The sequence below is a fragment of the Pseudomonas sp. UV AK001 genome (genome assembly GCF_046097675.1).
Taxonomy (GTDB): domain Bacteria; phylum Pseudomonadota; class Gammaproteobacteria; order Pseudomonadales; family Pseudomonadaceae; genus Aquipseudomonas; species Aquipseudomonas kribbensis.
This window is the reverse complement of sequence record NZ_JBJUVZ010000001.1, coordinates 1146877-1159387: the sequence shown is the minus strand read 5'-3', so window position 1 is coordinate 1159387 and position 12511 is coordinate 1146877. Positions and strand designations below refer to the sequence as shown.

The window sequence follows — 12511 nt, the reverse complement described above, 5'->3', positions numbered from 1 at the left end:
TAATGGCCTAACATTCGAAGACGTTCGCTGCACTTCTGCTCTTGACTTCACCACGCCGCAATATGCGAATCCGCCCTCGGCTCCGTCCCGCCACAAAGCACGCCACTGACCGGATCACGAAGAATGATCTGCCCCCGGCCGTAATCCGTCAGATCAAAGGCAATCTGTACCTCATGCCCCCGACGCACCAACGCATTGGCCAGATCCCTCGAAGCTCCCTGCTCGATCCCGACTTTCATTCCCCCCAGCCATTGCCAACGCGGCGCGTCCAGCGCTGATTGCGGGTTCAGCCCGAAATCCACCAGGTTCATGACCATCTGCACATGCCCCTGAGGCTGCATGTACCCGCCCATCACACCAAACGGTCCAAGTGCCTTTCCGTCCTTGGTCAGGAACCCCGGAATGATCGTATGAAACGTCTTCTTGCCCGGCGCCAGGCAGTTGGCATGTTCCGGATCAAGGCTGAATTCCTGCCCTCGGTTCTGCAGTGCAATGCCGCTGTCAGGCAGCACCACACCCGAACCAAAGCCGTGGTAATTGCTCTGGATGAACGACACCATGTTGCCTTGCCCATCGGCCGTCGCCAGATAAACCGTACCGCTCGCGTGAGGATCGCCGGGCTTGGGTGGCTGAGCTTTATCGCCAATCTGCCCACGGCGCCGTGCGCTGTAGTCATCACTCAACAGATCGGCCACCGCCACACGCATGTGCAGTGGATCGGTGATGTAGTGCAAACCATCACTGTAGGCCAGTTTCATGGCCTCCAGCTGACGATGCCAGGTCTGTTGGCTGTCACGATGATCGAAGTCGAAACCCTCGAGAATCTTCAGCGCCATCAACGCAACCAGACCCTGGCCGCTTGGCGGGATTTCCCAGACATCCACACCACGATAGTTGACGTGGATCGGCTCCACCCACTTCGCACGGTAATGTTCCAGATCCGTGGCTCGCAGATACCCGCCAGTCGCCCGTGAATGTGCATCCAGCCGTTGGGCCAATGCGCCGCGATACAAACTCTCGCACCGGCTCTGCGCCAACTCTTCAAGCGTCCGCGCTTGTGCCGGATTGCGAAACAGCTCCCCTGCCCTCGGCGCCCGCCCCTCAATCAGGAAAGTATCGAACCACGCATCCAATACTTCGTCGCGATGGGGACTGAACTCATCCAGAGCAACCTGCCACTGATGGGCAACCACGGGTGACAGCGGAAAACCATCCCGCGCCAGGCTGATCGCCGGTTGCAGCAAGTCAGCAAACGGCAGCACCCCGAAACGTTCAGAAAGTTCGGCCCAGGCCGACGGGCAGCCGGGCACCGTCACCGGCGTCCAGCCATACAACGGCATTTGTTCATGACCGGCCGCCTTGACTGCTTCAACGTTTAACGCAGCCGGCGCATGGCCGTTGGCATTGAGACCATGCAACTGATCCTTGAACCAGACCAGGGCAAAAGCATCGCCGCCAAGGCCACACCCCGTAGGCTCGACCACGGTCAGCGCTGCCGCAGTGGCGATGGCGGCGTCGATCGCATTGCCACCCTTTTGCATCATCTCGATACCGGCCTGAGCGGCCAGTGGCTGGGACGCCGCCACCATGCCTCGACGGGCAAACACGCTTTGGCGTTGCGACGGATATGGATATTCGTGAGCAGAAAAATTCAGCATGGCAAAGGCTCTTCAAAACAAGGATTCATTGGCCGGACTTGATCCGGTTCCATTCGCGGGTCATCAGACGCTGGATGTTTTCCGGCAGATCGGCGGAGACAAAGGTGTGGCTGATCACCTCATCGCCCGGATAGATCCCCGGGTTGCCGCTGACCTTGGGATCCATCAACGGCGTGGCGTCCTTGTTCGGGTTCGCATACCCGACGTAGTCGCTGACCGACGCAATCACCTCGGGTCGCAGCAGATAGTTGATCACTGCATGGGCGTTGGCCACGTTGCCGGCGTCCTTGGGGATCGCCAGCATGTCGAACCACAGGTTCACGCCTTCCTTGGGAATGACGTAGCGGATATCGATGTTTTTCCCGGCCTCGCGGGCCCGGGTCTGGGCCTGCATCACGTCGCCGGAGTAACCGATCGCCACACAGATATCGCCATTGGCCAGGTCCGCGGTGTACTTCGAAGAGTTGAAGTAAGTCACCGACGGCCGCAAGCTCATCAGCAGTTTCGACGCCTGCTTGTAGTCGTCCGGCTTGACGCTGTTGGGGTCGAGCCCGAGATAAAGCATGGCTTGAGGAATGATCTTTACCGGCGCATCGAGAAAGGCCACGCCGCAGCTTTTGAGCCTGGAAAGGTTCTGCGGATCGAACACCATGGCCCAGGAGTCCAGCGGCACGTCCTTGCCCAGCACCGCGCGGACTTTCTCCTCGTTGTAGCCAATGCCCACGGTGCCCCACATATAAGGCACGGCATAACGATTGCCCGGATCGGCCGCTTCCAGTCGCTGCATCAGACGCGGGTCGAGGTGCTTCCAGTTATCCAGCAATTCACGCTGCAACGGCTGATAGGCGCCGGCCCGGATCTGCTTCGACAGAAACTGGCTGGAAGGCACCACCACGTCATACCCCGAGTGCCCGGAAAGCAACTTGGCCTCAAGCATTTCATTGGTGTCGAAGATGTCGTACTGCACCTTGATGGCGTTGTCTTTCTCGAAGTTCTTCAGGGTGTCAGGGCCGATGTAGTCGGACCAGTTGTAAACCTTCACCACCGGGTCGGCAGCCTGGATCATGGGCACCACGGCAGCGCAGCACAGGGCTGCAAACACGCTCGATAAACGCATCGTCAATATCCTTGTGAGTCTCACAGCACGCGGCTGAGAAAGGCTTGGGTACGTGGATGAGTGGGGTGACTGAAAATCTGTTCCGGTGGGCCCTGCTCGATCAGTTCACCTTGATCGAGTACCACCACACGGTCCGCGACCTCACGGGCAAAACCCATTTCATGGGTGACCACCACCATCGTCATGCCCTCCTCCGCCAATTCCTTCATTACCTGCAGGACCTCACCGACGGTTTCCGGGTCCAGCGCACTGGTGGGCTCGTCGAACAGCATCGCCTGAGGTTTCATGGCCAACGCCCGGGCAATCGCCACCCGTTGCTGTTGGCCACCGGAAAGCATCGACGGGTAATGGTTGGCCTTCTCCGCCAACCCGACACGCTTGAGCAGAGCCCGCGCCTGTTCCTCCGCCGCCTTGCGCGGCACACCCAACACCTGAATCGGGGCTTCGATGATGTTTTCCAGCGCGGTCATGTGCGGGAACAGATTGAAGCGCTGGAACACCATGCCGATGTCCCGCCGCTGACGGGCAATGTTGCGTTCCGAATCCCGCACCAGGCTGCCATCGGCCTTCGTGCGATAGCCCATGGACTGGCCGTTGACGCGGATCTGCCCGGACTGAATGTCTTCCAGCAAATTGATGCAGCGGATAAACGTGGTTTTGCCCGACCCCGAGGCGCCGATCAGCACCACCACCTCACCGCGCCGCACTTGCAGGGAAATCCCTTTGAGAATCTCGAGGTTGCCGAACGACTTGTGAATGTTCAGCGCTTCGATGATCAGTTCGTCACTTTGTTGCGCCATGGTTAACGTCCCCTCAGCAGTTTCAGCGTGCTGCGACCGAACATCCGGCTGGATGCCGGCGGCGGCGACGAAGGCCGGTCCGACTGGCCGAAACGCGTCTCCAGCCAGCGCTGGAAGAAGCCCCACAATGTGGTGAGCAACAGGAAATAGATCGCCACCACGAGGTACAACTCGAACACCCGGAAGGTCGCCGAAGTGACCATCTGCGTGCTGAGCAGCAACTCCTGCACACCGATCACGCTGACCAGCGTCGTATTCTTGAGCATCACGTTGAACTCGTTGCCCAGCGGCGGCACGATCACCCGAAACGCCTGCGGCAGAACGATCCGGCGCATCAGCTTGGCAAAGGTCATGCCCAGGGAACGCCCGGCCTCGTATTGCCCCTTGTCGACGGCACCGATACCGGCCCGAATGATCTCGGCCATGTACGCGCCCTCGTTCAGCCCCAGGGCGATGATCGCGGCCTGGATGTTGCCGGGGACCATCAGCCCGAACAGCTCGATGTCTTCGAAGCGGAAAATTCCGCCCGCCGCCAGCGCCGTGTAAAGGAAGACGATCTGCACCAGCAACGGCGTCCCGCGCATCAGCCACACATAAAAGCGCACCGGCAGATGCAGCAACGGGTTCTTCGATAAACGCAGCAACGCCGCCGCCAATCCCAAAACACAACCCAATAACATGGCCAGCACACTGATCAGGCACGTCAGCCAGAGCCCGGTGAGGTAGACCCCGCTGGGCTGCAACAGGTACTGCCAGAACACATCCCAATTGAAATTCATCAACGTCTACCTCAATCAAGGGTGTCGCTGGAGACGTGCCATTTACTCAGGAGCTGGTTGTAGCTGCCGTCGCTGCGCATGTCGGTGATCACCTGCTGCACGGCGGCACTCAGTTGCGGATCGTCCTTGCGAATGCCCAGGCCTGTGAGGATCCGGCTGAAGGCCGGAACGCCTTCCTCGAACAGGTCCGGGGCCATGGCGGCGTAATATCCGGCGGTTTCCACTGTGGTGCCGTAAGCGTCGACCTGACTGATGCGCAGCGCCTGGAATGCATCGGTGTCGCTGTTGTAGACCACCAGTTTCATCGGTGGCTTGCCGGCCTTGGTCAGGCTTTCGTTCTCGGTATCGAGCAAGGTCTTGATGGTCGACCCGTTGAGCACCGCAATCTTGTGCCCGCTCAGATCAGCCAGCGTCTTGAGCCCTTTCGGATTGCCCTTGGGCACCACCACCGCCTGGCTGGAATACATGTAGTTGACGATGTCGATCACCTCGCGGCGCTCGGGCTTGTCGAACAACTGGTCGACGATCATGTCGCACTGCTTGGCCAGCAAGACCGGCAGCAATCCGGAGAACGGAATCACCCGCCACTCGACCTTCTTGTCTCCCAGACGCTTGGCGACTTCCAGGCCCAGATCGACGGTCAGGCCTTTGGGTTTTTGCGCCTCATCGAAGGAAACAAGGGGCGGCGAATCCATGCCCGAGCAATAGGTGAGTTTGTCGACCTTGAGCAAGCGCTCCGGCACGGTGGGTGCGGCAACCGCCCACTGCGTACAGAGCCCCAGGGAAATTGCAGCCAACAACAGGCGAGACGTATGCATGACCAGACACTCCAGTTCGGTTAGTAACGGGGCAGTACTCAAAGTCAAAACATCGGCGGGTTCGTTGCCCGCTCTGTGGTTATCGTTCCGATTGCAGAAACTTGATCAGCTCGGGGACCGTGCCTTCGATGTGCTCGCGCACCACCGCTTCGGCCTTGACCGCATCGCCGGCGCGAATCGCATCGAGGATCACCACGTGTTCCTCGCGTGCACTCAGCGGTTTTTCCACGTGCTGCAACCAAAGACGCATGGGGGCTTCGATCAGCGTGTAGAGCGCGCTAATCTGTTTCACCAGACGAGGTCTTCCGCTGAGGCTGCACAGGTATTCATGGAACTTGCGATGACGACCGACCCACTCCGCACTCTCGTCGCGGTAGTCATCCATTTCATCGAGCAGACGTTCCAGGGCCGTCAACTGACGCTCGCCGATCTTCGGCACGGCGACTCGAATCGCCAGCCCTTCCAGCGCGCTGCGCATCTCGAAGACCTCGTGCATTTCCTCGACATCCAGACCGCTGACAATCGCACCGCGATTGGGCCGCAGCGTCACCAGGCCCTGAGCATCGAGACGGCGAAAGGCTTCGCGCACGGGCATCCGGCTCATGCCGATTTCACCGGCGATGTCCTCGGCGATCAGCCGGTCACCCTTGCGGTAACGACCGCCGCAGATGCCTTCCAGAAGAAAGTTGTAGGCCTCCTCCTCGGCGGTCATCGGTTGGCGCTGGTCGTAGGCGGGAGCGAATTGCATGGCGGCACCTTTTGTCTTTTTGTATCCAATTATCCACGGATACATAAAAGCAGAATGCGTGCCAGAACCTGCAGCACCGCGCCAAGGGGTTGATTCGAATGAATTAAGGAGAAAATTAGCCGTGCACAGCCACCAGAGTTGCCGGCACGAAGATCGGGATTTGCTACCTATTGGCTCATTGCGAGCCCGGAAAAGGTGCAGAACGGTAGCCAGGTAACACCCCGCAGGCGCCGTCTTTCGCAAGGTCCAATGGAAGCTTTACGAAACCGGTAAACACCGAAAGCCTTTGTGGCCGGGTAGTGTCTGCACCATTGAGGTGATAAAAACTGCCTCATCTGAATGTGTTGCTTCAATCTGCCTTAAACGGAAATCACCCAGTGAACCCAATACAAATATTCTTTGTTACCCTCGTCCTGCTTTTGGGCAGCACAGCTTTCGCGACAGAACAGCCCGCCAAAAATTACATTTACTTCCCTTACCGCGAAGCAAACGGTTCAAATATCAAAGCCGACAAGGCCTTAGCCGACCCTCGCTTTGCCGGGGCGCAGATTGTCTATACCTGGCGCAGCCTGGAGCCGGTCAAGGACCAATACGATTTTTCCGCGATCCGGCAGGATCTTGCCTACTTGAGTTCCATGGACAAGAAACTCTGGATACAGCTGCAGGAAAAATCTTTCCAGCCAAATGTAAAGAATGTACCGGACTATCTGCTGCATGACCCCATTTACAACGGCGGCGTGCTGAAACAGAGCATGCTCTCGGCCCCGGAACGCGATCCCGACAAACCAGAGTCCGATGACGAGTATGGATGGTCGGCAAAAATGTGGGAAAAACCGGTACGTGATCGTTTCCAGAAGCTGATTGCAGCCTTGGGAAAGGAGCTGGATGGAAGAATCGAAGGGATCAATTTCAGCGAGAGTTCTATTGAAATCGGCGTTGAGCAGCCAGACGGTACGACCCTCTTTCCCAAGGATTTCGATCCAAAAGTCTATGTAGATTCGATCAATTCAAATATGCAGGCATTGAGCCGCGCTTTCAGAAAGTCGACTCCGATGGTCTACCTGAATTTCTTGCCTGGCGAGTGGTTACCCTGGCAGGACAAAGGCTATATGCGTAGCTTGTTCGACGAAGCCAGGAAACTGAAGATGGGGGTCGGGGGACCTGACTTGATGCCTTATCGCAAAAGTCATATGGCGCAGACCTACGGTTTCTTCAAGGCTTATCCGAATACTCTGGTGAAAGGGATGGCAGTTCAGGATGGCAACCTGCGCCAGATCAACCCCAGTACAGGCAAGAAAAACACGGTTGCCGATATCATCGAGTTCTCCCGCAACTACCTCGGACTGGATTACATCTTCTGGGTAGAGGACGAACCCTACTTTACTGACGAGGTGCTGAAGCAACTGCCACATTAAGCGGAGGACCGATTCTGAAGCAGTAAAAACAGACACCGGTTCTGAACCTGCGCTGCGAAAAGCCGGCAGGCTCAGCCGGTGCCTGGCCCGTCTCAACTGCCATACACCTTCGCAGCCGGCACCGCCCGGTTCAGTAATTGCGCGACCGCTCCGCCGACTTCACCCACGGCCCAACGGCCCTGCCTGTCCAGTTCCGGCCCGCGACGCCAGCCATCGGCAATCGACAGCTTGCCGCCCTCCACTTCAAACATCTGCCCGTTCACCTCTGCGGATTCCTGAGAACCGAGCCACACCACCAGCGGCGCGACGTTCTCCGGCGCAAAGTAATCGAAGCCCTCCTCCGGTTTTTTCATGACGTCGGCAAACACCCCTTCGGTCATGCCGGTACGCGCGGCCGGGGCCAGGGCGTTGACGGTAATCCCATAACGCCCCAGTTCTGCCGCTTGCACCAGCGTCAGCGCAGCGATGCCGGCCTTGGCTGCGGCGTAGTTGGACTGGCCGATAGATCCCTGCAAACCGGCGCCGGAGCTGGTGTTGATGATCCGCGCACTCACGGACTGGCCACCCTTTACCTGCTCACGCCAGTAACGCGCTGCGTGGCTGGAAATGCAGAAATGCCCTTTGAGATGCACCGCCATCACCGCATCCCAATCGGATTCGCTCAGGCTGGTGAACATGCGATCACGACAGATGCCTGCGTTGTTGACCACCACTTCCAGCCCGCCGAAGGTCTCGATTGCCTGACGCACAATCAACGCTGCATCGTCATAGCGGGTGATGTCGTTGCTGTTGGCCACCGCCCTGCCGCCCAGGGACTCGATGGCATCCACCACCGCCAATGCGGCCTCACGGTTGATGTCGTTGACCACCACTTTCGCGCCCTCGGCGGCGAAGGCCAGCGCATACGCCCTCCCCAGCCCTCCCCCGGCACCGGTGATGATCACGACGCGGTTTTTACAGATCTGCATGGTGCTGCTCCCGTCAAAACTTCATTCACAAACGTTCGATGATGGTCACGTTGGCCTGCCCGCCGCCTTCGCACATGGTCTGCAAACCGAAGCGGCCACCGCTGCGCTCCAGCTCATGCAACAGGCTGCACATCAAGCGCGTGCCGGTGGCGCCCAACGGGTGGCCGAGGGCAATTGCGCCGCCGTTGACGTTGGTCTGTTCGTGGGGATATCCGGTCTCTTTCAGCCAGGCCATGGCAACGGAAGCAAAGGCTTCGTTGATCTCGACCCGGTCAATGTCTTCCAGCTTCATGCCGGCGCGTTTCAATGCACAAGCCGTGGCCGGAATCGGCGCCGTCAGCATCCAGATCGGGTCTTCGGCACGCACGCTGAGGTGGTGGATTCGCGCACGCGGCGTCAGCCCGTAGCGTTTGAGTGCCGCTTCGGACACGATCAGCATCGCGCTCGCCGCATCGCAGGTCTGACTGGACACCGCCGCCGTCACCCGGTCGCAGCCAAACAGGAAATCCAGTTCGGCCATTTTCGCCAGGCTGGTCTGACGCGGCGTTTCATCGTGAACCACGTCGGCCAGTGGCACGATTTCCCGCAGGAATCGGCCCTGTTCGATGGCGCGCAATGCGCGCTGATGGGATTCCAGCGAATACGCTTCCAGTTGCTCGCGGGACAATCCCCACTTCTCGGCAATCATCTGCGCCGAACGAAACTGGGTCGGCGGTTGCGCGCCGTAGCGCCGTACCCAGCCTTCGGAGCCGCTGAACGGATCACTGAACCCCAAAGGCTCGGCCGCGATCATGGCCGATGAAATCGGGATCTGCGTCATGGTCTGCACGCCGCCGGCGATGACCACATCCTGGGTGCCACTCATCACCGCTTGCGCAGCAAAGTGCACCGCTTGCTGGGACGAGCCGCACTGGCGATCGATCGTTGTGCCGGGCACGGATTGCGACAACCCGGCAGCCAGCCAACTGGTCCGCGCAATGTCCCCGGCCAGCGGGCCGATCGTATCGACGCAGCCAAAGATCACGTCGTCGTAATCCTCATCGGGAATGCCGTTGCGCTCGACCAGCGCACGCAAGACATGGGCGCCCAGATCGGCCGCGTGAATATGGCTCAAACCACCCTTGCGCCGCCCAGTAGGCGTGCGCAGGGCGTCGACAATATAAGCTTCAGGCATGATTTTTCTCGGTAAGTGTTGCCGTCAGAACGTCTCGCCGGCACCCAGTGTGCAACGACCGTCGAACAAGGCTGAGCGGATCCGCTCTTTGTGAGCACCGCGATCGCCCCAGACCTTGTCCAGCGCCCAGGCACGTTTCATGAACAGGTGCAGATCGACTTCCCACGTGTAGCCCATGGCGCCGTGGGCCTGAATGGTGTTCTTCGCCGCCAGCATCGCGGCCTCGGAGGTCGCCAGTTTGGCGTGGGAAACCAGCACCGAGCGGTTCGGCTGCTGTTCGGCGACAGCATAGGCCGCGCGATACAGCGGCCCCTTGGCGAACTCGATCTGCACCGCGACATTCGCCATCAAATGCTTCACGGCCTGGAACGACCCCACCGGTTTGCCGAACTGTTTGCGCTCGAAGGTGTAGTCCACCGCAAGATCGACCATGCGTTTGGCCAGCCCCAACATCTGCGCGGCACTGCCCAGCGCGCCACGATCAACCGCCTCTGCCCACAGTCGCCGCCCCTGTTCGCCGGAGGCCACGCAGGTCGCCGGCGACGGAGTCCAGGAGACCTGGAACAATTGCCGAGCCGGATCGACCGACACATTGCGGGTCAACTGCACCGCGCCGGGTTCGACCGCATGCACCTCATCGCCATGGGCCAGCAACAGCAGATCGGCGACATGGGCATCACTGACCAGCGGATTGCCCGGTTCGGTAACCGCCAGCCGTGCGCTGCCTTCCGCAATACGTCCGAGCCAGTCCTGCTTGAGTGCCCCGTGGCGCTCATCAAGTCCGGCGAGCAACGGCACACCCACCAGCATCGTCTCCACCAACGGCTCGGGCAATCCGGCATACCCGCATTCCTGAGCGAGCAGCACGAAGTCCAGCTCGTTCATGCCCATTCCACCAAACGCTTCGGGAACGGTCAGCGCGGTCAGCCCCAGCTCGACCAATTGCGCCCACAGCTCATCACTGCGCCCGCTATCGGTCTGCCAGAGTTCGCGAATGCGTTCCGGCGTCACCTCGTTGATCAGAAAATGCCTGACGTTGTCCTGGAACAGCAGTTGGTCGCGGCTGAAATTAAAGTCCATGGTCTCTTCCTCAAGCTCGCGGCATGCCGAGCATGCGTTCGGCAATGATGTTGCGCTGGATCTCGTTGGTGCCGGCGTAGATCGGCCCGGCCTGGGCAAACAGAAAACCTTCCAGCCAGTGGCCGACATCGCCCGCCGCCGGGGCTTCGGGCAGCAGCTCGCCACGCAGGCCGAGAATGCTCATGGCGGTGTCGTGCATGCGCTGATCGAGTTCCGACCAGAAGATTTTGTTGGTCGAGGATTCCGGCCCGATCTTGCCGCCCTGCACCAGTTGCGACGCGGTGCGGTAGGTGTTGAGGGTGTAGGCCTCGGCGTCCAGCCACGCGCGCATTACCGCCTCGCCAATCGCCGGGTCACGGTCGGCCTGCTCGCGATCGGCCTGATACAACTGCACCAGTCGCCGGGCCGTTTCCTGAAAGCGTGCGGGCGAACGCAGCAGCAAGCCGCGTTCGAAACCGGCGGTGGACATCGCCACATGCCAGCCCATGCCCTCGCCGCCCAAGGCGTTTTCCACCGGGACCTTGACGTCGTCGAAGAAGATTTCGGCGAACCCCGGCAAGCCGTTGAGCTGAGGAATCGGCCGCACCGTAATCCCCGGTGTATCCAGCGGCAGAAGAATGAACGTCAGGCCATGATGACGCTGGGAGTTCGGGTCGGTGCGAAAGATCCCGAACACCCAGTCGGCCCACACGGCGCGGGTCGACCAGGTTTTCTGGCCGTTGATGACGTAGTGGTCGCCAACCCGTTCGGCCCGCGAACGGATCGCCGCCATGTCGGACCCCGCCCCCGGCTCGGACCAGGCCTGGGCCCAGATATCCTCGCCGGTCGCCATGCGCGGCAGAAAGCGCGCTTTCTGGGCTTCGCTGCCGTATTCCATCAGCGTCGGGCCGAGCAGGAAAATGCCGTTCTGGTTGACCCGTGCAGGCGCTTCGGCGCGGTAATACTCCTCCTCGAAAATCAGCCACTCGATCAAGTCGCAGCCGCGCCCGCCCAGCTCGACCGGCCAGGTGACCATGCCCCAGCGCCCGTCGTTGAGGCGGTTTTCCCAGGCCCGGTGTTGAGCAAAACCTTGTTCGGTGTCGAATGATTGCAGCGGCTCGCGAGGCACGTTGGCCGTCAGCCACGCCCGCGCTTCGGCGCGAAAGGCCTGTTGGGCCGGGGTATAGGTCAGATCCATGTGCGCACCTTCAGCCGTTGAACCGGGCATCACGTTTCTCGATGAACGAGTCCCGTGCTTCCTGTGAATCCAGTGAGCGATAGGCTTCAAGCGTGAAGCCCTGCTCCCAGCGATATTTGTCTTCCAGATTGCCGTCCTCGATGCCGTTCAGTGCTTCCTTGGCGAGGCTGATCATGGCCGGGCTCTTGGCGGCGATGGTGCGGGCGATCTGCAATGCCGTTTCACGCAAGTCTTCGCGCTTGACCACCCGTTCCACCGCCCCGAGACGCCAGGCTTCGGTCGCGTTGATCGGCTCGCCGGTGAAATACATGTGCCGGACCTTCTGCACCGGAAAAAGCCGCTGCAAATGCGCGCCGCCGCCCATGGCGCCACGGTCGACCTCAGGCACACCGAACGTGGCGCACTCGGAGGCCACGACAATGTCGGCGGCGCCGCAAAGTCCGATGCCACCGCCGAGCACAAAACCGTGCACCGCGACGATCACCGGTTTCGGGTTGCGGTGAATGGCTTTGAAGCTGTCGTAGTTGCCCTTGTTGACCGCCACGATCAGGTTGCCGTCGGCGGCCAGTTCCTTGATGTCGACCCCGGCGCAGAAGCCGCGACCTTCGGCCCGGATCACGATGACCCGCACCCGGTTGTCGGTGCCCAGGCCTTCGATTTCACGGGCGATATCGGCCCAGGCCCGGCAGTTGAAGGCGTTGACCGGCGGCTGGTTGAACACCAGCTCGGCAATGCCGTTATCGATACTGACGCTGAATGGCTGCATGTTTTTTCCTT

Annotated in this window: 12 protein-coding genes; 1 reads left to right on the top strand and 11 read right to left on the bottom strand. The window is 60.2% G+C overall.

Features of this window, described 5'->3' with window-relative positions; genetic code table 11:
* Positions 1-47: 47 nt before the first annotated feature.
* From ACKLNA_RS05315 to ACKLNA_RS05290, 6 genes are all read right to left on the bottom strand, one after another.
* Positions 48-1658, bottom strand: a complete 1611-nt coding sequence (locus ACKLNA_RS05315) for a gamma-glutamyltransferase family protein (protein ID WP_408985124.1) — start codon at positions 1656-1658, stop codon at positions 48-50.
* Between the two features lie 25 nt (positions 1659-1683).
* A complete protein-coding gene (locus ACKLNA_RS05310) occupies positions 1684-2775 on the bottom strand; it encodes a polyamine ABC transporter substrate-binding protein (protein WP_408985123.1) in 1092 nt (363 codons plus the stop codon).
* Between the two features lie 20 nt (positions 2776-2795).
* Positions 2796-3575, bottom strand: a complete 780-nt coding sequence (locus ACKLNA_RS05305) for an amino acid ABC transporter ATP-binding protein (protein ID WP_408985122.1) — start codon at positions 3573-3575, stop codon at positions 2796-2798.
* A 2-nt stretch (positions 3576-3577) separates the two neighbouring features.
* Entirely contained in the window at positions 3578-4354 is a 777-nt protein-coding gene (locus tag ACKLNA_RS05300; RefSeq protein ID WP_408985121.1) for an amino acid ABC transporter permease, read from the bottom strand.
* An 11-nt stretch (positions 4355-4365) separates the two neighbouring features.
* Positions 4366-5172, bottom strand: coding sequence for an ABC transporter substrate-binding protein (locus tag ACKLNA_RS05295; protein ID WP_408985120.1), 807 nt, complete (start codon positions 5170-5172; stop codon positions 4366-4368).
* Positions 5173-5251: 79 nt separating this feature from the next.
* Positions 5252-5920 (bottom strand): GntR family transcriptional regulator, encoded by a 669-nt coding sequence (locus ACKLNA_RS05290; RefSeq protein ID WP_408985119.1) that lies wholly within the window; start codon positions 5918-5920, stop codon positions 5252-5254.
* Between the two features lie 377 nt (positions 5921-6297).
* Here ACKLNA_RS05290 and ACKLNA_RS05285 point away from each other — a divergent pair, with 377 nt between their 5' ends.
* The gene (locus ACKLNA_RS05285; protein ID WP_408985118.1) at positions 6298-7335 is read left to right on the top strand and encodes a hypothetical protein; all 1038 of its coding nucleotides are present in this window, start codon (positions 6298-6300) and stop codon (positions 7333-7335) included.
* Positions 7336-7427: 92 nt separating this feature from the next.
* Here ACKLNA_RS05285 and ACKLNA_RS05280 read toward each other — a convergent pair whose 3' ends face one another.
* The 5 genes from ACKLNA_RS05280 to ACKLNA_RS05260 are packed head-to-tail and all read right to left on the bottom strand — an operon-like array spanning position 7428 to position 12500.
* Positions 7428-8303, bottom strand: a complete 876-nt coding sequence (locus ACKLNA_RS05280; protein ID WP_408985117.1) for an SDR family oxidoreductase — start codon at positions 8301-8303, stop codon at positions 7428-7430.
* Positions 8304-8328: 25 nt separating this feature from the next.
* On the bottom strand, positions 8329-9477 hold the full coding sequence (locus tag ACKLNA_RS05275; protein WP_408985116.1) for an acetyl-CoA C-acetyltransferase: 1149 nt from the start codon (positions 9475-9477) through the stop codon (positions 8329-8331).
* 24 nt (positions 9478-9501) lie between these two features.
* Positions 9502-10557, bottom strand: a complete 1056-nt coding sequence (locus tag ACKLNA_RS05270; protein ID WP_408985115.1) for an acyl-CoA dehydrogenase family protein — start codon at positions 10555-10557, stop codon at positions 9502-9504.
* 10 nt (positions 10558-10567) lie between these two features.
* The gene (locus ACKLNA_RS05265) at positions 10568-11734 is read right to left on the bottom strand and encodes an acyl-CoA dehydrogenase family protein (protein ID WP_408985114.1); all 1167 of its coding nucleotides are present in this window, start codon (positions 11732-11734) and stop codon (positions 10568-10570) included.
* 10 nt (positions 11735-11744) lie between these two features.
* Positions 11745-12500 carry an enoyl-CoA hydratase family protein gene (locus ACKLNA_RS05260; protein ID WP_408985113.1) on the bottom strand — a complete coding sequence of 252 codons (756 nt, stop codon included), beginning with the start codon at positions 12498-12500 and terminating at the stop codon, positions 11745-11747.
* Positions 12501-12511: the final 11 nt, after the last annotated feature.

What these genes read in the sequence shown, in the direction of transcription:
- ACKLNA_RS05315 (WP_408985124.1), bottom strand. Translation starts at nt 1,658, where the DNA reads ATGCTGAATTTTTCTGCTCACGAATATCCATATCCGTCGCAACGCCAA.
- ACKLNA_RS05310 (WP_408985123.1), bottom strand. Translation starts at nt 2,775, where the DNA reads ATGCGTTTATCGAGCGTGTTTGCAGCCCTGTGCTGCGCTGCCGTGGTG.
- ACKLNA_RS05305 (WP_408985122.1), bottom strand. Translation starts at nt 3,575, where the DNA reads ATGGCGCAACAAAGTGACGAACTGATCATCGAAGCGCTGAACATTCAC.
- ACKLNA_RS05300 (WP_408985121.1), bottom strand. Translation starts at nt 4,354, where the DNA reads ATGAATTTCAATTGGGATGTGTTCTGGCAGTACCTGTTGCAGCCCAGC.
- ACKLNA_RS05295 (WP_408985120.1), bottom strand. Translation starts at nt 5,172, where the DNA reads ATGCATACGTCTCGCCTGTTGTTGGCTGCAATTTCCCTGGGGCTCTGT.
- ACKLNA_RS05290 (WP_408985119.1), bottom strand. Translation starts at nt 5,920, where the DNA reads ATGCAATTCGCTCCCGCCTACGACCAGCGCCAACCGATGACCGCCGAG.
- ACKLNA_RS05280 (WP_408985117.1), bottom strand. Translation starts at nt 8,303, where the DNA reads ATGCAGATCTGTAAAAACCGCGTCGTGATCATCACCGGTGCCGGGGGA.
- ACKLNA_RS05275 (WP_408985116.1), bottom strand. Translation starts at nt 9,477, where the DNA reads ATGCCTGAAGCTTATATTGTCGACGCCCTGCGCACGCCTACTGGGCGG.
- ACKLNA_RS05270 (WP_408985115.1), bottom strand. Translation starts at nt 10,557, where the DNA reads ATGGACTTTAATTTCAGCCGCGACCAACTGCTGTTCCAGGACAACGTC.
- ACKLNA_RS05265 (WP_408985114.1), bottom strand. Translation starts at nt 11,734, where the DNA reads ATGGATCTGACCTATACCCCGGCCCAACAGGCCTTTCGCGCCGAAGCG.
- ACKLNA_RS05260 (WP_408985113.1), bottom strand. Translation starts at nt 12,500, where the DNA reads ATGCAGCCATTCAGCGTCAGTATCGATAACGGCATTGCCGAGCTGGTG.